27 protein-coding genes are annotated in these 26,291 nt (G+C 64.0%); 22 read left to right on the top strand and 5 right to left on the bottom strand.

The features are described from left to right. The first annotated feature begins 55 nt into the window (after nt 1-55). Nucleotides 56-736 carry a LuxR C-terminal-related transcriptional regulator gene (locus tag ABE960_RS10075; RefSeq protein ID WP_349762130.1) on the top strand — a complete coding sequence of 227 codons (681 nt, stop codon included), beginning with the start codon at nt 56-58 and terminating at the stop codon, nt 734-736. 32 nt (nt 737-768) lie between these two features. On the opposite strand, the gene ABE960_RS10070 is transcribed toward ABE960_RS10075, so the two are convergent. The 5 genes from ABE960_RS10070 to ABE960_RS10050 all read right to left on the bottom strand — a co-directional run bounded on the left by ABE960_RS10070 (nt 769) and on the right by ABE960_RS10050 (nt 6,584). Then, entirely contained in the window at nt 769-2,016 is a 1,248-nt protein-coding gene (locus tag ABE960_RS10070) for a P-loop nucleotide/nucleoside kinase family protein (protein WP_349762129.1), read from the bottom strand. Between the two features lie 30 nt (nt 2,017-2,046). Next, on the bottom strand, nt 2,047-3,336 hold the full coding sequence (gene hemL / locus ABE960_RS10065; RefSeq protein WP_349762128.1) for a glutamate-1-semialdehyde 2,1-aminomutase: 1,290 nt from the start codon (nt 3,334-3,336) through the stop codon (nt 2,047-2,049). 180 nt (nt 3,337-3,516) lie between these two features. Then, complete coding sequence (gene thiD / locus ABE960_RS10060) at nt 3,517-4,374, bottom strand: bifunctional hydroxymethylpyrimidine kinase/phosphomethylpyrimidine kinase (protein ID WP_349762127.1); 858 nt, start codon at nt 4,372-4,374, stop codon at nt 3,517-3,519. Next, on the bottom strand, nt 4,374-4,805 hold the full coding sequence (hemJ, locus tag ABE960_RS10055; protein WP_349762126.1) for a protoporphyrinogen oxidase HemJ: 432 nt from the start codon (nt 4,803-4,805) through the stop codon (nt 4,374-4,376). The genes thiD and hemJ overlap by 1 nt, the downstream gene beginning before the upstream one ends. Nucleotides 4,806-4,814: 9 nt before the next feature. Next, the gene (locus ABE960_RS10050) at nt 4,815-6,584 is read right to left on the bottom strand and encodes a chloride channel protein (protein ID WP_349762355.1); all 1,770 of its coding nucleotides are present in this window, start codon (nt 6,582-6,584) and stop codon (nt 4,815-4,817) included. A 130-nt stretch (nt 6,585-6,714) separates the two neighbouring features. Between ABE960_RS10050 and argC the strand changes: the two genes are divergently transcribed. The 21 genes from argC to glmU all read left to right on the top strand — a co-directional run bounded on the left by argC (nt 6,715) and on the right by glmU (nt 26,280). Further along, on the top strand, nt 6,715-7,749 hold the full coding sequence (gene argC / locus ABE960_RS10045; RefSeq protein ID WP_349762125.1) for an N-acetyl-gamma-glutamyl-phosphate reductase: 1,035 nt from the start codon (nt 6,715-6,717) through the stop codon (nt 7,747-7,749). A gap of 93 nt (nt 7,750-7,842) precedes the next feature. Then, nucleotides 7,843-8,196, top strand: a complete 354-nt coding sequence (gene erpA, locus ABE960_RS10040; RefSeq protein ID WP_349762124.1) for an iron-sulfur cluster insertion protein ErpA — start codon at nt 7,843-7,845, stop codon at nt 8,194-8,196. 115 nt (nt 8,197-8,311) lie between these two features. Next, nucleotides 8,312-9,079, top strand: coding sequence for a transporter substrate-binding domain-containing protein (locus ABE960_RS10035; protein WP_349762123.1), 768 nt, complete (start codon nt 8,312-8,314; stop codon nt 9,077-9,079). Between the two features lie 109 nt (nt 9,080-9,188). After that, nucleotides 9,189-9,860 carry an amino acid ABC transporter permease gene (locus ABE960_RS10030; RefSeq protein ID WP_349762122.1) on the top strand — a complete coding sequence of 224 codons (672 nt, stop codon included), beginning with the start codon at nt 9,189-9,191 and terminating at the stop codon, nt 9,858-9,860. 12 nt (nt 9,861-9,872) lie between these two features. Further along, the gene (locus ABE960_RS10025; RefSeq protein ID WP_349762121.1) at nt 9,873-10,646 is read left to right on the top strand and encodes an amino acid ABC transporter ATP-binding protein; all 774 of its coding nucleotides are present in this window, start codon (nt 9,873-9,875) and stop codon (nt 10,644-10,646) included. A 541-nt stretch (nt 10,647-11,187) separates the two neighbouring features. Then, nucleotides 11,188-13,092 carry a tRNA uridine-5-carboxymethylaminomethyl(34) synthesis enzyme MnmG gene (gene mnmG / locus ABE960_RS10020; RefSeq protein ID WP_349762120.1) on the top strand — a complete coding sequence of 635 codons (1,905 nt, stop codon included), beginning with the start codon at nt 11,188-11,190 and terminating at the stop codon, nt 13,090-13,092. After that, nucleotides 13,089-13,751, top strand: coding sequence for a 16S rRNA (guanine(527)-N(7))-methyltransferase RsmG (gene rsmG, locus ABE960_RS10015; protein WP_349762119.1), 663 nt, complete (start codon nt 13,089-13,091; stop codon nt 13,749-13,751). The genes mnmG and rsmG overlap by 4 nt, the downstream gene beginning before the upstream one ends. Before the next feature lie 30 nt (nt 13,752-13,781). Further along, entirely contained in the window at nt 13,782-14,552 is a 771-nt protein-coding gene (locus ABE960_RS10010) for a ParA family protein (protein ID WP_349762118.1), read from the top strand. Between the two features lie 41 nt (nt 14,553-14,593). Beyond that, nucleotides 14,594-15,508 (top strand): ParB/RepB/Spo0J family partition protein, encoded by a 915-nt coding sequence (locus ABE960_RS10005; protein ID WP_349762117.1) that lies wholly within the window; start codon nt 14,594-14,596, stop codon nt 15,506-15,508. Nucleotides 15,509-15,747: 239 nt separating this feature from the next. Beyond that, entirely contained in the window at nt 15,748-16,134 is a 387-nt protein-coding gene (locus ABE960_RS10000) for an ATP synthase subunit I (protein ID WP_349762116.1), read from the top strand. Nucleotides 16,135-16,148: 14 nt separating this feature from the next. Next, nucleotides 16,149-16,976 carry a F0F1 ATP synthase subunit A gene (atpB, locus tag ABE960_RS09995; protein ID WP_349762354.1) on the top strand — a complete coding sequence of 276 codons (828 nt, stop codon included), beginning with the start codon at nt 16,149-16,151 and terminating at the stop codon, nt 16,974-16,976. A gap of 58 nt (nt 16,977-17,034) precedes the next feature. Next, nucleotides 17,035-17,262: a F0F1 ATP synthase subunit C gene (gene atpE / locus ABE960_RS09990; protein ID WP_138178816.1), complete on the top strand. Its 228-nt coding sequence runs from the start codon at nt 17,035-17,037 to the stop codon at nt 17,260-17,262. 75 nt (nt 17,263-17,337) lie between these two features. Then, nucleotides 17,338-17,808 (top strand): F0F1 ATP synthase subunit B, encoded by a 471-nt coding sequence (locus ABE960_RS09985; RefSeq protein WP_349762115.1) that lies wholly within the window; start codon nt 17,338-17,340, stop codon nt 17,806-17,808. 11 nt (nt 17,809-17,819) lie between these two features. Next, the gene (locus ABE960_RS09980) at nt 17,820-18,359 is read left to right on the top strand and encodes a F0F1 ATP synthase subunit delta (RefSeq protein ID WP_349762114.1); all 540 of its coding nucleotides are present in this window, start codon (nt 17,820-17,822) and stop codon (nt 18,357-18,359) included. Nucleotides 18,360-18,375: 16 nt separating this feature from the next. Then, complete coding sequence (gene atpA, locus ABE960_RS09975) at nt 18,376-19,920, top strand: F0F1 ATP synthase subunit alpha (RefSeq protein WP_349762113.1); 1,545 nt, start codon at nt 18,376-18,378, stop codon at nt 19,918-19,920. 71 nt (nt 19,921-19,991) lie between these two features. After that, on the top strand, nt 19,992-20,882 hold the full coding sequence (gene atpG, locus ABE960_RS09970; RefSeq protein ID WP_349762112.1) for a F0F1 ATP synthase subunit gamma: 891 nt from the start codon (nt 19,992-19,994) through the stop codon (nt 20,880-20,882). A 65-nt stretch (nt 20,883-20,947) separates the two neighbouring features. Then, a complete protein-coding gene (gene atpD, locus ABE960_RS09965) occupies nt 20,948-22,324 on the top strand; it encodes a F0F1 ATP synthase subunit beta (protein WP_349762111.1) in 1,377 nt (458 codons plus the stop codon). A 24-nt stretch (nt 22,325-22,348) separates the two neighbouring features. Then, nucleotides 22,349-22,777: a F0F1 ATP synthase subunit epsilon gene (locus ABE960_RS09960; protein WP_349762110.1), complete on the top strand. Its 429-nt coding sequence runs from the start codon at nt 22,349-22,351 to the stop codon at nt 22,775-22,777. 162 nt (nt 22,778-22,939) lie between these two features. Next, the gene (locus ABE960_RS09955) at nt 22,940-23,743 is read left to right on the top strand and encodes an undecaprenyl-diphosphate phosphatase (protein ID WP_349762109.1); all 804 of its coding nucleotides are present in this window, start codon (nt 22,940-22,942) and stop codon (nt 23,741-23,743) included. Nucleotide 23,744: 1 nt separating this feature from the next. Then, a complete protein-coding gene (locus tag ABE960_RS09950) occupies nt 23,745-24,866 on the top strand; it encodes an FAD:protein FMN transferase (RefSeq protein ID WP_349762108.1) in 1,122 nt (373 codons plus the stop codon). A gap of 31 nt (nt 24,867-24,897) precedes the next feature. After that, complete coding sequence (gene glmU, locus ABE960_RS09945; RefSeq protein WP_349762107.1) at nt 24,898-26,280, top strand: bifunctional UDP-N-acetylglucosamine diphosphorylase/glucosamine-1-phosphate N-acetyltransferase GlmU; 1,383 nt, start codon at nt 24,898-24,900, stop codon at nt 26,278-26,280. Nucleotides 26,281-26,291 lie beyond the last annotated feature (11 nt).

Below are 26,291 nucleotides of genomic sequence, written 5' to 3'. Positions count from 1 at the left end.
CGTCTGATTGCCTCACGGACTGTACTCATCTCACTTGCGAAGGGAGGTCGGGATCATGGAAGAGGGGCAAAGCCTGGTAGTGCTGGTCAGCGCCAACAATCCTCAGTCACAAGTCTTCATCGACTATCTCCACCGGCAGCTCGATTGTCAGGTCGTGCTCGTCGCGCCGAACACGGAATGGAAGGGCAAGGATACGTCGCCAACCGTGGTCCTTCTCGATGCGGATCACGTCGATGAAGCCACCACGCAACATTGGCATGTCAAGGCGGCCGAGGCCGATGACATGTCCTTGGCCACCTTCAACCTGCGTGACGAGGAACATGCGATCGAGTTCCTGTCGGCCATGAACCTGCAGGGTGTCTTCTATCGTGGGGATTCCCTGGAGATGATCTGCAAGGGACTGAAAATACTTCTGGATGGCAACCTGTGGATGTCTCGTTCCTTGATGACCCGGTTGATCCAGTTCTTCCGTCAACGGCAACTCAACTCGTACAGGCCGGTCTGCGGTCTGACACACCGGGAACTGGAAATCATCGCCCTGCTGGGCACGGGAAACACGAACATCGAGATCGCCAACCAGCTTTTTGTCAGCGAACACACCGTGAAGTCCCATCTCTACAACATCTTTCGCAAGATCAATGTGCATAACCGCCTGCAGGCAGTGAACTGGGCTCGACAGAATCTCGGCGCTCCCCCCTCACCGCTGGTCGGGCGACGCCAGCGGGATACCGCGTAAAAGGCCTTCACGCAACACTCCTGGGGGCTTCGTCAGGTCAATCGCACATGATCCTGAATGAGACCTGCCAGGGTCTCGGCGGCGTTGTGCGCCGTGGTATCGAGATGCAGCAGGTGAAGACGTTCCTCATCACCGACGGCCTCGAAACCAGCCTGCTGGCGAGCCAGTATCGCCAGGCTCTCCTTTGCTTCGACGCCCTGTCGCCCGGCCCGCTTCTCGATGCGTCGGCGCAGCGTGGCATCATCGGCCTCGAAACTGACCAACAACACGGGCAAGCCTCGGGCCTCGGCCTGCTGGCGCAGGAGGTCGCGCTGTTCCCTCTTCAGGAAGGTCCCGTCGACACAGGCAGGAAACCCGGCCTCCAGGAGCGTACCGGCGCATTCGGCCAGCCGCAGGTAGGTGCGTTCTGTGGTATCCCGGGAAAAGATATCCACAGCCGATGGGGTCGAAGGGTCCTGTGGATCGATGCCGTGTAGTCGCCTTCGCTCGACGTCCGAGCAGACCCTTACAGCCCCCAGTCGGCCGACCAGGGTGCGCGTGAATCGGCTCTTGCCGCTGCCCGAGACGCCGAAGCCGATCACCAGCGGGGGAAATCGGAACTCGGCATAGGCTTCGGCAAGCGCAAGATGCCCATGACATGCACGCATGGTTTCGGCCAGCAATGCCGGACGTTCCGCATCCTCACCCGCCGCACGACGGCGCTCCAGGGCGCGGCGCGCCCCCGCCAGGGCCTCGACGACACGAAAGACCGAGAGCAGACGAGCCAGCCCGTAGTCCCCTGACAGGCGCAGGTAGCGGTCTAGAGCCTGGCGGGCCAGCCCGGACTCGCCACGTGCATCCAGCCCCACCAGCAGCGCGGCGAGGTCATTGCCGGGGTCGAGGACACCATCGCCCCCAGGCCCCTGCAGGTCACGACCGATCGCATTGGCCAGCAACACCCGTCCCTGATCGCACAGCCGGCTATCGGAATGCTCCGAGGCCCAGCTGGCCGACAGCAGTCGACCCCGACGGCTCAGGAAGATCGGCGCCAGGCGCTGGATATCCTGCTCGAGCCACTCCCGTAGAGAGGAAAGACGATGGCGATCCTCCTCCCCGGTGAGCAACGGCTCGAGGGCCGCCACCTCGTCAGCGATCCTTTCCCGAAAGGCGGTAAGCCCGGCATCCTCATGAAAGCTCTCGCCGCTGTCTCGGCAGTGAAATGCCACCAGCCGGTCGATCAGTTCATCCAGCTTAAGGGCATCCTCACTGGAGGCCACATGTTGCGCATCTCTCTGGCTCATCTCGGGTCTACCGGTTGGTGGAAGGGGAGGTCAGGAGCGTTGCATCAACGCAAACGCCTTCTCGGCAGCATCCAGGGTCAACTGGATGTCTTCCGGGGCATGGGCACTGGACATGAAACCGGCCTCGAAGGCCGACGGCGCCAGATAGACTCCCTCATCGAGCATCGCGGTGAAGAAGCGGCGGAAGGCATCCCCGTCGCAGGCGGTGGCCTGGGCAAAGTTGTCGACCCGCCGCTGGCCGGTGAAGAAGATCCCGAACATGCCGCCGGCACGCTGGGTGATCATGTCGATGCCGGCGGCATCGGCACGCTCCTGAAGCCCGTGACAGAGGGTCTCGACCCGCTGAGCCAGGGCATCGTGGAAGCCCGGCTGGCGCAACTTGTTCAGCAGGGTGATACCTGCCGTCATCGCCAGCGGATTGCCCGACAGGGTACCGGCCTGATAAACCGGGCCCAGCGGCGAGACGATCTCCATGATCTCGCGACGACCGCCGAAAGCGCCCACCGGCATGCCGCCGCCAACGATCTTGCCCAGGCAGGTCAGGTCGGGTTCGATGCCATAGTGAGCCTGGGCGCCCCCCAGCGCCACCCTGAAGCCGGTCATCACCTCGTCGAAGATCAGCAGGCTGCCGAACCGGTCGCAGACCCGGCGCAGGGTCTCCAGAAAGCCCGGTTGGGGCGGAATGCAGTTCATGTTGCCGGCCACCGGCTCGACGATGATGCAGGCCACCTCGCTGCCGATCTCCTCGAAGCACTGCTCCACAGCATCGGGATCGTTGTAGGAGAGCGTCACGGTGTGCTCGGCCAGGGAGGCCGGCACCCCCGGCGAACTGGGCTCGCCGTGCGTCAGGGCCCCGGAGCCGGCCTTGACCAGCAGAGAGTCGGTGTGGCCATGGTAGTTGCCTTCGAACTTGACGATCTTGTCTCTACCGGTGAAGCCCCGGGCCAGGCGGACCGCCGACATGGTGGCCTCGGTCCCGGAGTTGACCATGCGCACCATCTCGATGCTCGGAATCATCTCGCAGATCAGGTCGGCCATGGTGGTCTCGATAGCCGTGGGCGTGCCGAAGGAGAGACCATCATCGAGTCGCTCACGTACCGCGCCCAGCACCTCGGGGTCGGCATGTCCGGTGATCATGGGGCCCCAGGAGCCGACGTAATCGACATAGCTCTTGCCCTCCACATCGAAGAGATAGGCGCCCTTGGCACGCTCCATGAACACCGGGGGACGATCCATCCCCTTGAAGGCGCGAACCGGCGAGTTGACCCCGCCAGGAATATGGCGGCAAGCCTGTTCGAAGAGCTGTGCGGATGTGGTCATGTCAACCTCTTGCCCTGTTGATGCCTGCCCGGCCGGACAGGCTGTGGATAGTTCTCTGGATAACCTTGTGGCTGGCAGTGAAAAACCGGTAAAGGTCGTCAAGAGACAGGCGACCGCCGGGCCGCCGGATTCGTCCCCATTCTCGTCTGCCGACGGGTCGATGACCAGCCCGTCCCTGCATCACCGCCCAGTCGCGACACCGGGAGCGAGAAAGGAAGGCAACGCCGGCAACTGCCAGAGGCGGCGTGGAAGCTGTTGATCGTCTCCGGGTTGCCAGCCATGGGCCAGCGCCTGCCAGGTGAAGGCCTGGGCCTGTTCGCAGGCCGTGACCAACGACTCTCCCGCCGCCAGGCGCGACGCCAGCGCGCTCGCCAGGGTACAGCCGGAGCCATGAAAGACGCCTTCGAGCCGCGGCCAGGTCCACTGGCGGCTGGTGTCCGGGGCATGAAGGGTGTGCTCCACACGATCGACCGGCACCCGCCCCGTGGGATCATCCGTGCCGGTGACCAGCAGCGCCTGGCAGCCGAGAGACATAAGGGCCACCGCCCGTTCGGTATCGTCGCAGAATTCGGAGCCGGCGAGACGAGCCAGCTCCTGCCGATTGGGCGTCAGGATATCCACGAGGGGCAGCAGATGATGGCGGATGCCATCGATCAGCTCGATTGTGGACAACTCACTGCCCCCACCGGCCTTAAGCAATGGATCCATCACCACCGGCACGCCCGGACGCCGCCGCAGGATATCCACCACGGCATCCAGCGCGGCCCCATCCGGGATCAATCCGATCTTGATGGCGGCAATCTCGATATCATCGAGGGCCGCCGCCATGGCGCGCAGGTCATCAGCAGGCACGGCATGAACCGCGATCACGTCTCGACAGTTCTGTACCGTCAGTGCCGTAGGCAGCGTCAGCGCCCAGCCGCCACAGGCGGCCACCGCTTCGCTATCGGCGACCAGGCCTGCACCGCCCGTAGGATCATGCCCAGCCAGCACCAGCACCGTCGGCAGGTGGGGGCTCAGTTCAAGGTTAGCGCCCATCAGAAGGGTTTCAGCACGGCGAGGAAGATGATCAGCAGCAGGCCGATCACCGGCAGCTCGTTGAACCAGCGGAAGAAGACATGACCGCGTCGGCAACGCGACTCGGCGAACTGCTTCAGATAGATCAGGCAGGCATGGTGGTAGCCCACCAGCAGCAGCACCACCACCAGCTTGGCATGGATCCATCCCTGACCGAGCCAGGCAGGATTGAGCACCAGCATGACGCTACCAAAGAGCAGCACGGCGATCATCGAGGGAGTCATGATGCCGCGATAGAGCTTGCGCTCCATGACCACGAAGTGGTCCATCGCCTGCTGCTCCCCGCGGTCCCGGGCCAGGGCGTGGTAGACATAGAGACGCGGCAGATAGAAGAGGGCAGCGAACCAGGTCACCATGGCCACCAGATGCAGGGCCTTCATCCACAGATACATGTCGACTCCTCAGCCGTGGGGAGAATCGGAAAAGCGGTAATGACGCTCGATGGCCTCGCGGGTGATGATACCGGAAATCCGCTTGTTCTTTGGCCGATGGCCATGTTCCACGTAGAGGGCATCCACCGCCTTGTCGTTGAGGCGATCGAAGGCCTCCGTGAGCGTCGCCTGGAGGTGGATCGGCGCCATGTCCAGGCGCTGGCCGGGGATCTCGAGCAGGTCCAGCAACGCGCTGTCGTCAGCCTCCGGCTCATCTTGCTCCATCAGCCAGCGGGCCAGGTCGGCGGCCTTGAGGGCCAGCAGCGGCTTGTTCGCGGTGGAGCGCTCGATCAGCACCCAGGCAGGATTGGACTCGAGCAGGGCGCTGGCCTGGTCGCGGGTCACCATGCGCGAGGTTCGCACCAGGCTGCGCTCCATGACGGCCGGTACCGACACCCGGGACAAGGCCTGCATCAGCGGCTGCTGCAGCGGGTGAAGGCCGTGCCGGGTGACGCTGATGAAGAGGCCGTCGCAGCGACACAGCTGGCGTGAGGTCAGTCCCGCCACCACCACCGCCAGCATGCCCGGCAGAATGATGTTGGGATTGTTGGAGAGCTCGAGCAGTGCCATCAGCGCGGCCAGGGGAGCCTGGAGCACCGCCCCCATCATGGCCGCCATGCCCAGCATGCCGTAGATCTCGGGACCGGCGGCAAGGCTCGGCATCAGATGAGCACCGAGCAAGCCCAGCAGGGTACCGGTCGCGGCCCCCACCACCAGCACCGGCCCGATGATGCCGACGGGAATCCCGCAGGCCAAGGCACCAGCAGTGAGCAGCAGCTTGCCGATGACCACCGCCATAAGCACATCCAGCGGCAGTCCGCCCGCCAGGATAAGGGCCAGGGTGTCGTAGCCCATGCCCTGCACCTGGGGATACCACCAGGCAACGGCGCCCACCATGCCTCCGACCAGTGCAAAGCGCGCTCCCCAGGGAAGGCGTTCAAGGTGTCTGCCGGAGCGGGCCACCCATACGAAGAGCCCGGCCAGCAGACCGATGACCAGAGCGCTGACCACCAGCCAGGGCAGGTTGACCAGTGAGCCCAGGGCCACCGATGACGCCTGGAAGGCACGTTCAGTGCCGAAAGCCAGCTGAGCCACCACCGCCCCCATGGTCGAGGCCAGTATCACCGGCATGAAGCCGACGATGGTGTACTCCATCATCACCACTTCCATGGCGAAGATGACACCCGCGACAGGGGTATGAAAGGACGCCGAGATGGCGGCTGCGGTGCCACAGGCCACCAGCACCCGCAGGCTGTTGTGGGGAAGCCTGAGCTTCTGACCGAGGCCGCTGACGGCCGCGGCACCGAGGTGAATGGCGGGCCCCTCTCGACCGGCGGAGAGTCCGCCAAGCACCGAGATCAACCCGACCCACCACTGGGTGAGCCAGTTGCGCAGCGGAAATCGGCCCTGATGGTAGGTCAGCCGCTCGATCACGTGGGCCACGCCGATCTTGCGGCCGGCAGGGGGCTGGCGCCAGAGCCAGAGGCCGATCAGGGTCACCGCCAGCATTGGCAGCAGGGCACGCCCCCAGGCGGGGAGCCGCTCGAAGGCCTCGGGATTGCCATCGGGCATGAAGGCCATGGCGCCCATGGAGAGCAACAGGCGAAACATCACCATCAGCCCACCGGTGATCAGCCCCGACACCACACCCAGTACGCACAGCTGGGGCAGGGCATCCACATTGGCCAACTGGCGACGGAAGGCATCCAGGCTGAAGTCGGGTAGCGAGAAGCGCGGCACGGCGACATTCCTGTTCGACCAGAGCATCGGGGGCCCACCCGTCTGGGTAGGCCAGGCTCCTCTTGTGTATCATATCCGGAGACAGAGGTCCCTACGCCTCACTTCCTTTCCTAGTTTCCAGGAGTCCATCGTGATCAAGGTCGGAATCGTCGGCGGCACCGGATATACCGGCGTCGAACTGCTCAGATTGCTGGCACGTCATCCGGACGTGGAGGTGGACGCCATTACCTCCCGCTCCGAGGCGGGCATGGCCGTCAGCGAGCTTTACCCCAACCTGCGTGGCTACTACGACGACCTGGCCTTCAGCGAACCCGATGCCGACCGGCTGGCACGCTGTGACGCCGTCTTCTTCGCCACCCCCCACGGCGTGGCCCATGCCCTGGCCGGCGAACTGCTCGAGCGGGGCACTCGCGTCATCGACCTGTCGGCCGACTTCCGACTGCGGGACAGCGACGAGTGGGCGAGCTGGTACGGCCAGCCCCACGGGGCGCCCGAGCTCCTCGATGAGGCGGTCTATGGGCTACCGGAGGTCAATCGCGAGCGCATCCGCAAAGCACGGCTGATTGCAGTGCCCGGCTGCTATCCCACGGCCGTGCAGCTTGGTCTGCTTCCGCTTCTGGAGGCAGGCCTGGTCGATACCGACCAGCTCATCGCCGACTGCAAGTCCGGGGTCACCGGCGCCGGACGCGGTGCCAAGGTTCCTTCGCTGCTGGCCGAAGCCAGCGAGTCCATGAAGGCCTATGGCGCCTCCGGCCACCGTCACCTGCCGGAGATCCGACAGGGACTCGGCGATGCGGCCGGACGTCCCGTGGGCCTGACCTTCGTGCCCCACCTGACCCCGATGATCCGCGGTATCCACGCCACCCTCTACGGCCGATTGACGGCCGACGCCGGGGACCTGCAGGCACTGTTCGAAGACCGCTTCGCCGATGAGCCCTTCGTCGACGTGATGCCCATGGGCAGCCATCCCGAAACGCGCAGCGTCAAGGGCGCCAACCTCTGCCGGATGGCGGTGCACCGTCCCGGGGACGGCGACACCGTGGTCGTGCTCGCGGTGATCGATAACCTGGTCAAGGGGGCCTCGGGCCAGGCCGTGCATAACCTCAACCTGATGTTCGGCCTTGACGAGACCGCCGGCCTCGACGCCCCGGCCATCATGCCCTGACTGCCACTCCTCCCATAAAAGTTGACCCTTTTGCTGGGGATTGTGGATAATCGCCTGTTGGCAAGACATTCATCGATCCAGGGGAGGTCACCCATGAGCGGTGCCGAATCCTTCGTTCCCACCCCCTTGATGCTCTCCGACGGCGCCCGTGCCCGGCTCGCGGCGCTCATCGAGGAACAGGGCAATCCCCGGCTCAAGCTTCGGGTCTACGTCACCGGCGGTGGCTGCTCGGGCTTCCAGTACGGCTTCGACTTCGCCGATGAGGCCGCCGAGGACGATACCCTCATCGAATTCGGGACGGTAGCCCTGGTGGTCGACCCGCTCTCCTACCAGTATCTGGTCGGTTCCACCGTCGACTACGAGGAAGGCCTGGCCGGCGCCCGCTTCCTGGTGCAGAACCCCAACGCCACCACCACCTGTGGATGCGGTGCCTCCTTCATGGTCTGAACCGCAAGCGTTGGACCAGTGGCGACTGTAGGGCTTGCCCTTCACTTGACGGTTCTCCGGGAACTCGCCATCGTTGATGGCGAGAATGATAAGGAATCCTTCCACGGAGAATCGTATGAAACATCAACTGAAGACAGCCACCCTCGCCGCCAGCATCGCCTTCGGGCTGGGGCTCACCAACCTCGCCAGCGCCGATGACCACGTCCTCGAAGTCGTCACTGACCCGAGCTTCGTGCCCTTCGAGATGATGGACCAGGAGTCCGGCGAGATGGTCGGCTTCGACATGGACATCATCAGCGAGCTCGCCGAGCGTGCAGGCTTCGAATACAACCTGCGCACGATGGACTTCAACGGCATCATCCCCGCCGTACAGACGGGTAACGTCGACATCGCCATCGCCGGCATCACCATCACCGAGGAGCGTGCCGAGATCGTCGACTTCTCCGATCCCTACTACGACAGCGGCCTGCGCATCCTGATCGGCGCCAACGACGACAGCGTCCAGGAACTCGATGACCTGAACGGCAAGAAGATCGGCACGAAGGTCGGCTCCACCAGCTACGACTTCCTCGAGAAGAACCTGGGGGACAACGCAGACATCACCCCGTACCCGGGCAGCAGCGACATGTACATGGCCCTGCTCGGCGGCAGCGTCGATGCGGTCTTCTACGATGCGCCCAACGTCGGCTACTTCTCCAAGACCAAGGGCGAGGGCCGCGTCAAGGTCGTGGGCGATCTCTACGAAGGCCAGCAGTACGGCATCGTCTTCGTCAAGGGCAGCGAATGGGTCGAACCCGTCAACGAGGCCATGGCCGAGATGAAGGCAGACGGCACCTACGACGAGATCCACGCCAAGTGGTTCGGTAGCGCCAGCGGCGAATGATGCTCGGCCGCTCCCGCTGACGGGGTCGGGTCATATGGCCCGGCCCCGTTGCGTTGCAAACCCGGCATCTTTCCCATTCGTCATCCCCCCGTCTTGACGGAGAAACCTTGTGGACGTCACCTTCCAATTCGACTGGCAGGCGGCCTTTGCCTCCATTCCCTTCCTGCTCGAGGGTATTCCCTACACCCTGTTGATCTCCTTCGGTGGTCTGGCCATCGGCTTCCTGATCGGTATCCTCTTCGGCCTGCTGCGCATCAGCCGCACCGCCTGGCTGAGGATCCCGGCCGTGGCCTACATCGAGATCTTCCGCGGCACCCCGGTGCTGGTGCAGGTACTGTTCATCTTCTACGGCTTGCCGCAGCTGCTGGGCGGGCCGATCAACGCCCTGGTGGCCGGCATCGCCGCCATCGCCGTCAACTCCGGCGCCTATATCTCGGAGATCGTGCGTGGCGGCGTGCAGTCCATCGAGCGCGGACAGCGCGAGGCAGGCATGTCACTCGGCCTGTCCGGTCGCCAGACCTTCCGCTATATCATCTGGCCCCAGGCCTTCCGGCGCATGATCCCGTCCCTGGGCAACCAGGGCATCATCAGCATCAAGGACACCTCACTGTTCTCGGTGATCGGGGTCGGAGAGCTGGTCCGTCAGGGTCAGGTCTACATCGCCACCACCTTCACCGCCCTGGAGGTATACCTGATGGTCGCCATGCTCTATCTGGCGATCACCCTGACCCTCTCGTTTGCGCTGCGCCAGCTGGAGCGCAAGGGCCTGGTCGGACAATAAGGAACACGCGACATGAAAGACGACAAGTCCACGTCCGGCGTCGATCCCATCGTGCGCATGGACAAGGTCAACAAGCATTTCGGCAGCCTGCACGTCCTCAAGGACATCGAAATGACGGTCTCGCCCGGCGAGGTGGTGGTGGTCATCGGCGCCAGCGGCTCGGGAAAGTCGACGCTGATCCGCTGCATCAACGGGCTCGAGGAGTTCCAGCAGGGCTACCTGGAGGTCGATGGCAGCCCGCTGGTGCCCCATGGCAAGGCTACCCAGGCGCTGCAGAAGATCCGCACCGAGGTCGGTATGGTCTTCCAGCAGTTCAACCTCTTCCCGCACCTGAGCGTACTGGACAACGTGACCCTCGCACCGATGAAGGTGCGTGGCTGGAGCCGAGACGATGCAACCGAGACGGCCGAGCGGCTGCTCGAGCGGGTCGGCATCAGCGACCAGGCCGCCAAGCACCCCGGTCAGCTCTCCGGTGGCCAGCAGCAGCGTGTGGCCCTGGCGCGTGCACTGGCCATGGAACCCCGCCTGATGCTGTTCGACGAGCCCACCTCGGCACTGGACCCGGAGATGATCGGCGAGGTCCTGGACGCCATGCGTGAGCTTGCCCGGGAGGGCATGACCATGATCATCGTGACCCACGAGATGGGCTTCGCCCGTGAGGTCGCCGACCGGGTGATCTTCATTCACAAGGGCAAGATCACCGAGGAGGGTCCGCCCGAGAAGGTCTTCGACTCTCCGCAGAATGAACGGACCCAGAGCTTCCTCTCACGAGTCCTCAAGCACTGATCCCGCCTCCCAAGCTCCTCACCGAGCCCTTCAAGAAGGCCCTGTCGCTATCGACAGGGCCTTTTTTTGCCTGTGGACAGAAAATTTTTCCAGGGGGTCTCGATCTGCCTACAGCCCTCGTCACACAGGGCGATGGATCCATTTCCTGCGACTGTTCACAGTCACGGTAACAAGCCAGGTAGGGAACGGTGGACAAACGGTGTCTGTTTCCGAGTGTGGATAAGTCGCCATTCCATCCACAGCCTCCGGACACCTCGTCCGCAGGCAGTCACGCTCTTTTCCGAGAAGGTGACAACAACACAACCTCATGTAAAATATCTATTTTATCAGCTTATCCACCGATAATACCCACACTAGTAATTACAACCACAATAGAACTTCTCTTTTTATATTCTATTTAATTGTTTATGTACGGAGATGGGCCGAAGCGATGGGAATTGAGGTGTGGAAAACCCTGACGATTACCCACAAGGGGTTTATACTGGCCCGCTGATTTCAACCCCTGACTGCACTATCGGCGCATTGCGCCAAGAGGTGACCCTTGGAGTATCCCGACCGCTTTGACGTCATCGTCATCGGCGGCGGCCATGCCGGAACCGAAGCCGCCCTGGCCTCGGCCCGCATGGGCTGCCGGACCTTGCTGCTGACCCACAACATCGAGACCCTCGGCCAGATGTCCTGCAATCCCGCCATCGGCGGGATCGGCAAGAGCCATCTGGTCAAGGAGATCGATGCCCTGGGCGGTGCCATGGGACTGGCAACCGACCTCGGCGGGATCCAGTTCCGTGTGCTCAACGCCCGCAAGGGACCGGCGGTGCGTGCCACTCGTGCCCAGGCCGACCGGGTTCGCTACAAGGCCGCGATTCGCAACTTGCTGGAGAACCAGGCCAACCTGACCCTTTTCCAGCAGGCGGCAGGCGATCTGATCGTCGATGGACAGACCGTGCGTGGCGTGGTCACCGAGACCGGCATCCGTTTCCTCGCCGAGACCGTGGTCCTGTGCACCGGAACCTTCCTCGGGGGAGTGATCCATATCGGGCTCGACACCAGCCGCGGCGGACGCGCCGGTGCCCCCCCCTCCAACGGGCTGGCCGAGCGGTTGCGTGCTCTGCCGTTTCGCGTCGATCGACTCAAGACCGGCACACCGCCGAGACTCGACGCCAGGAGCATCGACCTCTCGGCACTGGAGGAGCAGCCCGGTGACATGCCGACCCCTGTGATGTCCTACCTGGGCAACCGCGCGATGCACCCCCGGCAGGTGAGTTGCCACATCGCGCACACCAACGAGCACACCCACGAGATCATCCATGCCAACCTCGATCGTTCGCCGATGTACTCGGGGGTCATCGAGGGGGTGGGGCCGCGCTACTGCCCATCCATCGAGGACAAGGTGCATCGCTTCGCCGACAAGGCCAGTCACCAGGTGTTCGTAGAGCCGGAAGGCCTGGATACCCATGAGCTGTATCCCAATGGCATCTCCACCTCGCTGCCCTTCGATGTGCAGTTGCAGGTAGTGCGCTCGATCAAGGGGTTCGAGAACGCCCATATCACTCGGCCGGGCTATGCCATCGAGTACGATTTCTTCGATCCACGGGACCTCAAGCACTCGCTGGAGACGAAGTTCATCCACAACCTGTTCTTCGCCGGCCAGATCAATGGCACGACCGGCTACGAGGAGGCAGGGGCCCAGGGCCTGCTGGCGGGTCTCAACGCCGCACGTCGGGCCCACGGACAGGAAGCCTGGTCACCGCGTCGCGACGAGGCTTACCTCGGCGTGCTGGTGGATGACCTGGTCACCATGGGGACGAAGGAGCCCTATCGGATGTTCACCTCTCGGGCCGAGTACCGCCTGCTGTTGCGCGAGGACAATGCCGACATGCGGTTGACCGAGACCGGCCGCGAGCTCGGCCTGGTGGACGATGCCCGCTGGTCGGCCTTCACAACAAAGCGGGACGCCGTGGAGCGCGAGAGCGCTCGTTTCCGGGCCAGTTGGGTGCAGCCGGGAACTCCCGCGGCGACCCTGGTCGAGGCCAGGACCGGCGCTCCCCTGCCCCGTGAATACAGCCTGATGGACCTGCTCAAGCGCCCCGAGCTCACCTATGTCGACCTCGCCGACCTGCCCGGCATCGAGGGAGGTGCCGTGGAGGACGCCGCAGTGGCAGATCAGGTGCAGATCCAGGCCAAGTACCAGGGCTACATCGATCGTCAGCAGCACGAGATCGACAAGCTCAAGCGTCACGAGGCAACCCCCCTGCCGACCGATCTGGACTACCAGCGCGTCGAGGGGCTCTCCAACGAGATCCGCCAGAAGCTCGAGGAGGCACGCCCCGAGACCCTGGCCCAGGCCGCGCGCATCTCCGGCGTGACACCGGCAGCGGTGTCGATCCTGCTGATTCACCTCAAGAAGCGACGCCTGCTCGACGACACCCGGGCGGCCAGTGCATGACGGCAGTGGTGGATACCGTCGAGGCACGCCTCGACCGCGGTCTGGAGGCACTGGACATCAGCGTGGACGAAGAGCAGCGCCGTCGGCTCCTGGCGCTGGTGGGCCTGTTGCACAAGTGGAACCGCGCCTATAACCTCACCGCGATACGCACGCCGGAGGAGATGGTTACCCGCCACCTCCTCGACAGCGCCGCGGTGCTGCCCTTCGTCAAGGGTCCGGAGCTGCTCGATGTGGGCTCGGGGCCGGGGGTTCCCGGTCTGGTACTGGCGATCCTCAGGCCCTCGCTTGCCGTCACGCTGCTCGACAGCAACGGCAAGAAGGTGCGTTTCCAGCGCCAGGCCGTGATGGAGCTCGGCCTGACCAATGTCACGTCTGAGCAATCGAGAGTTGAGGCCTTCGACCCGGTCTCCGGGGGATACGGGCAGGTGATCTCGCGGGCCTTCTCCAGCCTGGGTGATTTCGTCTCGCTGACCTCGAGCCTGGTGGCACCCGGTGGCGAGTGGCTGGCCATGAAGGGCCCGGCCGTGGATGATGAACTTGGCGGCCTCCCCGAGGGCATCACCCTGGTGGCCCGCCATGATATCGCTGTGCCGTTCGAGACCGGCAGACGGCAGCTCGTGGTCCTTCGGCACCGATATTCCATCAAGGCCTGTACCTGAGGCGTCTGTTTCCCCAGCAAGGGAGTTCATGTGACCAAGATCATTGCCTTGACCAACCAGAAGGGCGGCGTGGGAAAGACCACTACCGCCGTCAACCTGGCCGCCAGCCTGGCGGCGCTGGATCGCCGCGTACTGCTGGTCGACCTGGATCCTCAGGGGCACGCCACCATGGGCAGCGGTGCCGACAAGCACGCGCTGGATGGCAGCGTGCTTGACGTGGTACTGGGCGACAAGAAGCCCACCGAGGTGATCCTGGACTGCCCCCAGGCAGGCTTCGCCCTGATGCCGGGAAATGGCGACCTGACCGCCGCCGAGGTGGAACTGCTCGATGGCAAAGAGGGACGAGAGCGCAGCCTGGTCAAGGCGCTGGAGGAGGTGGCCGGTGAGTATGACGTGGTGCTGATCGACTGCCCCCCGTCGCTGAACATGCTCACCGTCAATGCGCTGACTGCTGCCGACGGCGTGCTGATTCCGTTGCAGTGCGAGTTCTATGCGCTGGAAGGGCTCTCGGCTCTGCTCGATACGGTTGAGCAGATCAAGGACAGCGTGAATCCTCAGATCGAGATCTACGGTATCCTGCGGACCATGTTTGACGCTCGTAACAGCCTGACCCGGGATATCAGCAAGCAGTTGCGCGACTACTTCGGCGAAGCGCTGCTGAAGACCACCATCCCGCGCAACGTCAGGGTCGCCGAGGCCCCCAGTCACGGGTTGCCGGTCACCAAGTACGCGCGTTTCTCGCGAGGCAGCCAGGCACACCGGGTGCTGGCCAAGGAATTGATCCGGCGCCTGTCGCTGTAGGATGGCCGCCGAACACCGCTGGTAGTGATGAGGGATTGTCGATGACGCGTAAACGCGCCCTGGGACGTGGCCTGGATGCCCTGATCGGTGCCAACGCCCGCCGTCGTGAAAGCCTTGACCTGCCCGAGGTCGATATCGAGCAGGGCGTCGTGAGCGGCACTCCTCAGGCATCCGAGCCCGAGGAGCGCCTTGAGCGCCTGCCGCTGGGGCAGCTCTCCCGCGGCAAGTACCAGCCACGACGTGATATCCAGCCTGAGGCCCTCGAGGAGCTGGCCGACTCCATCCGTGCCCAAGGCGTGATGCAGCCGATCGTGGTGCGTCCCGTCGGCGACGCTCGCTACGAGATCATCGCCGGCGAACGCCGCTGGCGTGCCGCCCAGCTTGCCGAGCTCGACGTCATTCCCGCGGTGATACGGGAGGTCACTGATGAGGTAGCGCTGGCGCTGGCCCTGATCGAGAACATCCAGCGCGAGGATCTCAATCCCGTCGAGGAGGCGATGGCGCTGAAGCGGCTGCTCGAGGAGTTCTCGTTGACCCAGCAGCAAACTGCCGATGCCGTGGGCCGCTCCCGTGCTCAGGTGACCAACCTGCTGCGTCTGTTGACGCTGGATCCCGAAGTGCAGACCCTGCTCGAGCGCGGCGATCTGGACATGGGGCATGCCCGTGCGCTGCTGGCACTGTCGGGCGCCCGGCAGCGCAAGGCCGCCCACGAGGTGGTCAACAAGGGCCTCACCGTTCGCGATACCGAGGCATTGGTCAAGCGCCTGGCCAGCGGTGAGTCGGCGAAGCCCCAGCGGGAGGCGCCGTCCGCGGATGTGGCGGGCCTGGAGACCCGCCTCTCCGAGACGCTTGGCGCCCCGGTGAAGATCCAGCACGGACGGGGCGGCAAGGGTCGGGTGACGATCCGCTATGCGAGCCTCGATGAACTCGATGGCATCCTCGAGCATATCCGCTGACGGGGATGGAGCCGGTGAGGAATGTCACTTAGTCAACTAAGCAATATGGCCGAATTTATCGACTTTTAGTCGTAGAGCAACGAGATATAGTGAGCGATAGCGGCTTTGTCGGTTGAAGCCTGGGTAGGGCTTCCTTATAATCGCGCCGGGCCTTTCGTTGACGTCGCTCGGCGAGGATCGGCGAGGAAAAGCGAAAGCAGACGGGTCGCCGACCATCGGTAGCGTGAACGGAGACCTCCATGGCAGCCAGGATCACGCGCCCCAGCCTGCGGCCACTGTGGGTCGCCCAGCTTGCCGCCATGGCGCTCATGGTCGGGCTCGCTGCCGGGTTAAAAGGCCCCGCCGACGCCTTTTCGGCCTTGGTGGGAAGCGTCGTGGCGCTGCTGCCTAACATCTATTTCGCCTGGCGCGTGTATCGCCACCGCGGCGGGCGCCAGGTACGCCGAGTGGTCCACGGGCTCTACCGAGCGGCGGCCGGAAAGTTTGGTTTGACAGTGGCACTCTTCACACTGGTATTCGTCACAGTGCCCCTTTCAAATCATGCTTTATTCTTTGGGGCTTATGTGGTGACACTGTTCGCGTATTGGCTGGCCTCCTGGCAGATGACGCGACAGACACCCAACTGAAATCGAGGCAGCTCATGGCAGGAAACAACCAGACTCCTACAGAGTATATTCAGCACCACCTGCAGAATCTGACCTATGGCTACCATCCGGAAAATGGCTGGTCGCTGGCCCACTCTGCCGGCGAGGCTCAGGAGATGGGCTTCTTGGCCATCCACCTGGATTCCATGGGCTGGTCGCTGGCGATGGGCGCGCTGTTCATCTGGCTGTTCCGCATGGTCGGAAAATCCGCGACCACCGGTGTCCCCGGCAAGTTCCAGTGCGCGATCGAGATGGTCTTCGAGTTCGTCGAAGGCACCGTGCGTGGCGCATTCCTGCACGGCAGGAACTCCGTGATCGCCCCGCTGGCGCTGACGCTGTTTGTCTGGATCTTCCTGATGAACCTGCTCAAGCTGGTGCCTGTGGACCTGGCTCCGCAACTGTTTGCCAAATTTGGCGTCGAGTACATGAAGCTCGTGCCGACCACCGACCCCAACGTCACCCTCGGCATGGCGCTGGGCGTGTTCTGCCTGATCATCTACTACAGCATCAAGGTCAAAGGGGCCGGCGGCTTCGTCAAGGAGCTGTCCTTTACCCCGTTCAACCACTGGTCGCTCATTCCCTTCAACCTGGTCATGGAACTCATCGGCCTTCTGGTCAAGCCTCTCAGCCTGGGCCTGCGTCTCTTCGGCAACATGTTCGCCGGTGAAGTCATCTTCCTGCTGATCGCTCTGCTGCCGTTCTGGGTCTCCTGGACGCTGAACGTGCCCTGGGCCATCTTCCACATCTTGGTCATCACCCTGCAGGCGTTCATCTTCACCGTCTTGACGGTGGTGTACCTGAGCGCGGCACATGAGCATCACTGAATCACGTAACACCCGATAAACCCTTGAACCTGAACGTAAACTCGATAGGAGCATCACCATGGAACTCATCTACATTGCTGCTTCCCTCATGATCGGCCTGGGCGCACTGGGTACCGGCATCGGCTTCGCCCTGCTGGGTGGCAAGCTGCTCGAAACCACCGCTCGTCAGCCGGAGCTGGGTGACCAGCTGCAGACTAAGACCTTCCTGATGGCAGGCCTGCTGGACGCCGTGCCGATGATCGGCGTCGGCATCGCGATGTACCTGATCTTCGTCGTCGCCGGTTAACGTTTGGCATACCGGGCGCATCGCGCTCGGTCTGCTTGTTTCCGGACGCCACGAATCTGTCAGAGGTACGTCCCTGTGAATATCAACATGACGCTAATCGGACAGATGATCGCCTTCGCGATCTTCGTCGGATTTTGCATTAAGTTTGTGTGGCCGCCGATCAGCAATGCGCTCCATGAGCGTCAGAAGAAGATCGCCGACGGCCTGGACGCGGCTAGCCGTGCCTCGCGTGACCTGGAGCTGGCCGAAGAACAGGCCGGCGAGACGCTGCGCGAGAGCAAGGAGCAGGCCGCCGAGATTCTGGAGCAGGCCCACAAGCGGTCCAGCCAGATGATCGAGGAGGCGCGTGACCAGGCGCGCCAGGAAGGCGAGCGGATCATCGCTCAGGCCAAGTCCGAGATCGACCAGGAAGTGAATCGCGCGAAGGAAGACCTGCGGGTGCAGGTATCGCGACTCGCTATCGTGGGTGCGGAGCGGATCCTGGAATCCTCCATCGACGAGAAGAAGCACGCGAAGCTCGTCGACGAACTCGCCAACGAGCTTTGAGGAGGTGACCCATGGCGGAAACGTCTACCGTCGCACGACCCTACGCTAAGGCGGCCTTCGAGTACGCCGTTGAGCAGCAGGCACTGGATGACTGGGCCGCGATGCTCGAGACCGCGGCGCGCATCGTCGAAGATGACGACATGAAGCGCCTCGTGCTCGGCAACCCGCAGCTGTCCAGCTCCCAGAAGGCCGATGTGGTCGTCGACGTCTGTGGCGACGCCGTGAGCGACGCCGTCCGCAACTTCCTGGGCCTGGTGGGCCAGAAAGGCCGCCTTTCGGCGCTGCCGGCCATCGTCGAGCAGTTCAACATGCTCAAGGCCCAGCAGGAGAGGCGCATGGACGTGAACATCGTCTCTGCCTTTCCGCTGGACGATGCGCAGCAGGACAAGCTCGCGAGTGCACTGGCCAAGCGTCTGAACCGCGAAATCTCCATTACCACTCAGGTGGATTCCACCCTCCTGGGGGGCGTCATCCTGCGTGCCGGCGATACCGTCATCGACGGTTCGGTACGCGGTAGACTGAACCGCCTCCACGAGGCCCTTTCCGCCTGAGTCTGAGGGACATGGCATGCAGCAACTGAATCCTTCCGAGATCAGCGACATCATCAAGCAGCGTATCGAGAAGCTGGATGTCGCATCTGAAGCCCGTAATCAGGGCACCATCGTCAGCGTGTCTGACGGTATCGTGCAGATCCACGGTCTGGCCGACGCGATGTTCGGCGAGATGATCGAGTTTCCCGGTGGCATCTTCGGCATGACGCTGAACCTCGAGCGCGACAATGTCGGCGCCGTGGTTCTCGGTGACTACCAGCAGCTCGAAGAGGGCATGACCGCCCAGTGTACCGGTCGCATCCTCGAGGTGCCGGTGGGGCCCGAGCTGGCCGGCCGCGTGGTCGATGCCCTGGGCAATCCCATCGACGGCAAGGGTGACTTGAACACCAAGATGACCGATCCGGTGGAAAAGGTTGCCCCCGGCGTCATCACCCGTCAGTCCGTCGATGAGCCGATCCAGACCGGCTTCAAGTCCATCGACGCCATGGTGCCGATCGGCCGCGGCCAGCGTGAGCTGATCATCGGCGACCGCCAGATCGGCAAGTCGGCTATCGCCATCGACGCGATCATCAACCAGAAGGGCAAGGGCGTCACCTGCGTCTATGTGGCCATCGGCCAGAAGCAGTCGACCATTGCCAACGTGGTGCGCAAGCTCGAGGAGCACGGCGCCATGGAGCACACCATCGTGGTCGCCGCCGGCGCCGCCGATCCGGCCCCGATGCAGTTCCTCGCCGCCTACTCCGGCTGCACCATGGGCGAGTACTTCCGTGATCGCGGTGAAGATGCGCTGATCGTCTACGACGACCTCTCCAAGCAGGCCGTGGCCTATCGTCAGGTCTCCCTGCTGCTGCGTCGTCCGCCGGGTCGTGAAGCCTACCCGGGTGACGTCTTCTACCTCCACTCCCGCCTGCTCGAGCGTGCCGCTCGCGTGAACGTCGACTACGTCGAGAAGTTCACCAACGGCGAGGTGAAGGGAAAGACCGGCTCGCTGACGGCCCTGCCGATCATCGAGACCCAGGGTGGCGACGTCTCCGCGTTTGTTCCGACCAACGTGATCTCGATCACCGATGGCCAGATCTTCCTCGAGACCGACCTGTTCAACTCGGGCATCCGTCCGGCCATCAATGCCGGCCTCTCGGTGTCCCGTGTCGGCGGCTCAGCCCAGACCAAGATCATCAAGAAGCTCGGCGGCAGCGTGCGTCTGGCTCTGGCCCAGTATCGCGAGCTGGCAGCCTTCGCTCAGTTCGCCTCCGATCTGGACGAGGCGACTCGCAAGCAGCTGGAGCATGGTCAGCGCGTTACCGAGTTGATGAAACAGAACCAGTACGCTCCGATGTCCGTGGCCGATATGGCTATCTCCCTGTATGCCGCCAACGAAGGCTACCTGCAGGATATCGAGGTCAACAAGGTACTGGATTTCGAGCGCGCGCTGCAGTCCTTCATGAAGTCCGAGCACGCCGATCTGCTCGACACCATCAACCAGACCGGCGACTACAGCGACGAGATCAAGGATGGTTTGAAGCAGGGTCTCGAGAAGTTCAAGGCCACTCAGAGCTGGTAATGCCGACGGTCCGCTCCTCCGGGGCGGGCCCTGGAGCTTTCTGAGGGCCACGAACGATAAGGTAGATCGCTATGGCAGCTGCAAAAGAGATACGCACCCAGATCGGGAGCATCAAGAACACGCAGAAGATCACCAGCGCCATGGAAATGGTGGCTGCGTCGAAGATGCGCAAGGCACAGGACCGGATGAAGGCCAGCCAGCCCTATGCCAAGCAGATCCGCAAAGTCGTTGGCCACGTCGCCGACGCCAACCCGGAGTACAAGCATCCGTGGATGGCGGAGCGCGAGGTCAATCGGGTCGGCTACATCGTGGTCTCCTCCGACCGCGGGCTGTGTGGTGGCCTCAACGTCAACCTGTTCAAGTCCGTGGTGAAGGATGCCAAGGCCCGGCGTGACCAGGGCGCAGAGCTCGATTTCTGCGCCCTGGGCGGCAAGGCCACCAGCTTCTTCCGCAAGTTTGGCGGCAGCCTGGTCGCGGCCAAGAGCGGCCTGGGCGAGGCGCCCGATCCGGATGACCTGATCGGCAGCGTGAAGGTCATGCTGGATGCATACGACGAGGGCCAGCTGGACCGCCTGTACGTGGTGTACAACGAGTTCGTCAACACCATGAGCCAGACGCCGGTGGTTCGCCAACTCCTGCCCCTTTCGGCCGAGATGGCCGAGATGGGTGAGGAAGAGTCCAATGAGGAAAACAAGCGTCCCGGTGGCTGGGACTACCTGTATGAGCCGGATGCCAAGGCGCTCCTGGATAGCCTGCTCGTGCGTTTCGTCGAGGCGCAGGTCTATCAGGCGGTGGTCGAAAACGTGGCGTGCGAGCAGGCCGCTCGCATGATCGCCATGAAGAGTGCCACCGACAACGCCGGCAATCTGATCGACGACCTGGAGCTGGTGTACAACAAGGCCCGTCAGGCGGCCATCACCCAGGAAATCTCCGAGATCGTCGGTGGCGCCGCCGCCGTTTAGCGTCGGGGAGGGCCGAGCCCTCCCGGCAAGCAGGTTTCATTTGCAGGTATTTGAGAGGAACCAAGATGAGCGGACGTATCGTACAAATCATCGGCGCGGTGATTGACGTAGAGTTTCCGCGGGACAATGTTCCCAAGGTCTACGACGCGCTGAATGTCTCGGACACCGGGACCGTTCTCGAGACTCAGCAGCAGCTGGGTGACGGCGTGGTGCGCACCATCGCCATGGGCACGACCGAAGGACTCAAGCGTGGCCTGGAGGTCGTCGGCACCGGTGCTGCCATCTCCGTGCCGGTCGGCACGGCGACCCTGGGTCGTATCATGAACGTGCTGGGCGAGCCCATCGACGAGGCGGGCGAGATCGGCGAGACCGAGCGCATGCCCATCCACCGAAAGGCTCCCGGCTATGCCGAACAGGCGGCCTCCAACGAGTTGCTGGAGACCGGCATCAAGGTCATCGACCTGGTGTGCCCGTTCGCGAAGGGCGGCAAGGTCGGCCTGTTCGGCGGTGCTGGCGTGGGCAAGACCGTCAACATGATGGAGCTCATCCGCAACATCGCCACCGAGCACAGCGGCTACTCCGTGTTCGCTGGCGTCGGTGAGCGTACCCGCGAGGGTAACGACTTCTATCATGAGATGACCGAATCCAACGTCATCGACAAGGTGTCGCTGGTCTACGGTCAGATGAACGAACCGCCCGGGAACCGCCTGCGCGTGGCCCTGACCGGTCTGACCATCGCCGAGAAGTTCCGCGATGAAGGCCGCGACGTGCTGCTCTTCGTCGACAACATCTACCGTTACACCCTGGCCGGTACCGAGGTGTCCGCACTGCTGGGCCGCATGCCGTCCGCGGTGGGCTACCAGCCGACCCTGGCGGAGGAGATGGGTGTCCTGCAGGAGCGCATCACCTCCACCAAGACCGGCTCGATCACCTCCGTGCAGGCCGTCTACGTGCCCGCGGATGACCTGACCGACCCGTCTCCGGCGACCACCTTCTCGCACCTGGATGCGACCGTGGTACTGGCGCGCTCGATCGCCGAGCTGGGTATCTACCCGGCCATCGATCCGCTGGACTCCACCTCGCGTCAGCTCGACCCGCTGGTCGTCGGCGAGGAGCACTACAACACCGCTCGCGGTGTGCAGAACGTGCTGCAGCGCTACAAGGAGCTCAAGGACATCATCGCGATCCTGGGCATGGACGAGCTGTCCGACGAGGACAAGCTGGCCGTGTCACGGGCGCGCAAGATCCAGCGCTTCCTGTCGCAGCCGTTCTTCGTGGCCGAGGTCTTCACCGGGGCGCCCGGCAAGTACGTGTCCCTCAAGGACACGATCCGTGGCTTCCAGGGTATCCTCGACGGCGAGTATGACGAGCTGCCCGAGCAGGCCTTCTACATGGTCGGCACCATCGACGAGGCCGTCGAGAAAGCCAACCAGATGAAGTAATCGCTCCACCTGGGAGACGTCATCATGACGAAAAGCTTCAAGTGCGAGATCGTCAGCGCCGAGTCGTCGATCTACTCCGGTACGGCCGAGCAGGTCGTGGCGGCTGGCGCCATGGGGGATCTCGGGATCCTGGCCGGGCACACGCCGCTGCTCACTGAGCTGTCGCCGGGTCCGGTACGGATCGTCCATGGCGGAGGCGAGGAAGATCACTTCTATGTCTCGGGCGGTTTCCTCGAGGTGCAGCCCGACGTGGTCACCGTGCTGGCGGACACCGCCGTGCGTGCCGATGACCTCGACGAGGCGTCCGCCGAGGAGGCTCGTCAGCAGGCGCTGAAGGACATGGACAACAAGTCAGCGGAACTCGACTACAGCCATGCCGCCGCGGAACTGTCCGAAGCCATGGCACAGCTGCGTACCATCCAGCAGCTGCGTCGCAAGGCCGGCCGGAGCTGACAGCCCGTCGTGTCTTGACTTCGACGCCCCCTGGATCCTGTCCGGGGGGCGTCGTCGCGTCTGGCCCTTCCGAGAGGTGCCCGCACGTCAGCCAGAGGCATGCCTGTGTATGCCCTATCGCCGCCGGCCTGCCGGCGTCTTTTCCCCCACGCGGACCGTTACATGGACTGGCTACAGATACTCGTCCTCTCCGTCGTCCAGGGATTGACCGAATTCCTGCCGATTTCCAGTTCCGCCCACCTGATCCTTGTGCCGGTCTTCACCGAATGGAAAGACCAGGGCCTGGCCTTCGACGTCTCCCTGCACATCGGCAGCCTGAGCGCAGTGATGCTCTACTTTCGCCATGAGCTGGTGGGCATGACCACCAGCTGGTGTCGCAGTGTGGCGGGGCGCGGGACAGACGACGAGGCCCGTCTGGCCTGGTGGGTGATCCTGGCCACCATCCCCGTCGGGTTGGCGGGGCTCGTCTTCAAGGACACGATCGAGGTGGTCATGCGCTCGCCGCTGGTCATCGCCGGGGGCCTGATCGTCTTCGGGCTGCTGCTGGCCTGGGCGGACTGGCACCGTCGGGCCACACGAAACGAATATCATCTGGCCTGGCAGGATGCCCTGTGGATCGGCCTCGCCCAGGCGCTGGCGCTGATTCCGGGGACCTCCCGGTCCGGCATCACCATGACGGCAGGGCTGCTGCTGGGCCTGAACCGTGAGGCCTCGGCACGCTTCTCCTTCCTGCTCTCCATCCCGGTCATTGTCCTGGCCGGCGGCCTCAAGATCCTGGATCTCCTCGAGGCCAAGGTTCCAGTGGACTGGACGGCGCTGGCTGGCGGCGCCCTACTCTCGGGCATCAGCGCCTACCTGTGCATTCACTTCTTCCTGGCTTTCATCAAGCGCATCGGCATGCAGCCCTTCGTGATCTACCGCCTGGTGCTGGGTGTCGCGCTGATCTGGCTCTTCGGAGGCGCCTGACATGACGGTACTGCGACCGATCCTCCTGTCCCTGCTGTTGGGCCTGATGCTGTCGGGCTGTTCCGAGCGCGATCGTCCACTGGACTCCCCGGTGACCTTCGAGGGCGATATCTTCGGCACCTTCTACCAGGTGAGCATCTCCGACCCCCTGACCCAGGGCGAGGCCAAGGAACTCGAGGAAGGCTTTCTCGCCGAACTCGAGGCGGTGGATGCGGCCATGTCCACCTGGCGCGATGACTCTGAGCTCATGGACCTCAACCGAGCTCCTCCGGGGGAATGGCAGTCGCTTTCCGACCCGCTGATCGAGGTGCTGGCCATCGGCCAGTCGGTGTCCGAGGCCAGCGGCGGGGCCTTCGACATGACCATCGGTGACCTGGTCAACCTCTGGAGCTTCGGCCCCGAGGCCCGGCCCCGGGAGGTCCCCGATGACGCGGTTCTGGCCGAACGCCTGGCCAGGATCGGCCCGGGCAGCCTGGAGGTCGACGCCGAAGCGGGCAAGGCGCGACGGCTGCGCGACGTCTTCGTCGACCTCTCCGGCGTGGCCAAGGGCCATGCCACCGATCGGGTGGCCACTTATCTCGATGGTCAGAAGCTCGATCACTACCTGGTCAACCTTGGGGGGGAGGTCAAGGTGAGCGGCTACCGTGACGCCGAGTCGGCGCCTTGGCGGATCGGCATCGAGGTGCCCCGTGACGGTCGTCCCGAGGCACAGCACGTGTTCGCCCTAGAGGATATCGCGTTGGCCACCTCCGGTGACTATCGCAACTACTTCGAGGAGCAGGGTCAGCGCTATTCCCACACCCTGGATCCTCGCACCGGTCGACCCATCGAGCACCGCCTGGCCTCGGTGACCGTCGTGCACCCCTCCGATGTCTGGGCCGATGCGTGGGCCACCGCGCTGCTGGTTCTGGGCGAACAGGAAGGCATGGCACTGGCCCGGGAACGGGGGCTCGCGGTATTGATGCTGGCGCGTCAGGGCGAGGGCTGGACGAGCCTGGCGAGTCCGGCCTTCGCCGAGCGCTTCGGCCGTGCGACCATCGACGAGCTCGACGAGCTCGGCGTGACGGTGGTCGACGGCACGTCAGACGGCATGGCGGCGGATGCCGGACGCCCCGTAGAATAGGGAAAATGCGACTGAACTCGGACAAGGAATCATGATGACGCTCGACGTGGTGATACTGGCAGCCGGGCAGGGGACCCGGATGCGCTCGGCCCTGCCCAAGGTACTGCACCGCCTGGCCGGCAAGCCGATGGTGCGTCATGTGATCGATACCGCCGAGGGGCTCGAGGCAGAGCGTACCCACGTGGTGATCGGCCATGGGGCCGAGCGTGTGCGCGAGGCCCTGGCAGAGAACCCGACCGAGAGCCGGGTGCGTTTCGCCCTGCAGGCCGAACAGAAGGGCACCGGCCATGCCGTGGCCCAGACCCTGGACAACCTCGGTGCGGACAAGGTGCTGGTGCTCTATGGCGACGTGCCGTTGATCCGTCGCGAGACCCTGGCCGAGCTGTTGGCGCGGGTCGACGAGCAGCACCTGGGCCTGCTCACCGTCACCCTCGACGATCCGGCCGGCTACGGGCGCATACTGCGCAACGAGGCCGGCGAGGTAGTGGCCATCGTCGAACACAAGGATGCCTCCGAGACCGAGCGTGAAGTGCGCGAGTGCAATACCGGCATCATGGCCATGACCGCCGCCCAGCTTCGCCGTTGGCTGCCGCAGCTTTCCGCGGACAACGCCCAGGGCGAGTACTACCTCACCGACGTCATCGCCATGGCCGCTGCCGAGGGCGTGAGGATCGCCACCGCCCAGCCGGCGCGTCCGCAGGAAGTCGAGGGAGTGAACAATCGTGCCCAGATGGCACGCCTGGAACGCGCTCTCCAGCACGACATCGCCGAGCGACTGATGGAGCAGGGGGTGGCGCTGCTCGACCCGGCGCGCCTGGACGTCCGGGGGCGCCTCACCTGTGGCCACGATGTCGAGATCGACGTGGGCTGCGTCTTCGAAGGGGAGGTGGAACTTGGTGAAGGGGTGCGGATCGGTCCCCACTGCGTGATCCGCGACAGCCATGTTGGCGCCGAGACGGTGGTCGAGTCCCATAGCGTCCTCGAGGGTGCCGTGGTGGCCGGCCGCAACCGTATCGGGCCCTTCGCCCGGTTGCGGCCGGGCTCCCGCCTGGCAGTGGGGGTGCGAGTCGGCAACTTCGTCGAGACCAAGAACGCCGAGGTGGGCGAGGGCAGCAAGATCAATCACCTGAGCTATGTCGGTGACGCCCGACTGGGGCGTGACGTCAACATCGGCGCCGGCACCATCACCTGCAACTACGATGGCGCCAACAAGCACCACACCGACATCGCCGACGGGGCCTTCATCGGCTCCAACACTGCCCTGGTAGCGCCGGTGAGCGTGGGTCGCGGCGCCACCGTAGGAGCCGGCTCCACCATCGGCAAGGATGTGCCCGACAACGCCCTGGCGGTCACTCGCGGTCGCCAGATCAGCAAGGCCGACTGGCCGCGGCCGACCAAGCGCCAGGAACCCTGAGGAGAAGTCGT

This window comes from Halomonas aquatica (genome assembly GCF_040196335.1).
Taxonomy (GTDB): domain Bacteria; phylum Pseudomonadota; class Gammaproteobacteria; order Pseudomonadales; family Halomonadaceae; genus Halomonas; species Halomonas aquatica.
Note: the sequence above shows the minus strand (reverse complement) of the source record. Positions and strands in the feature narration are given on the sequence as shown.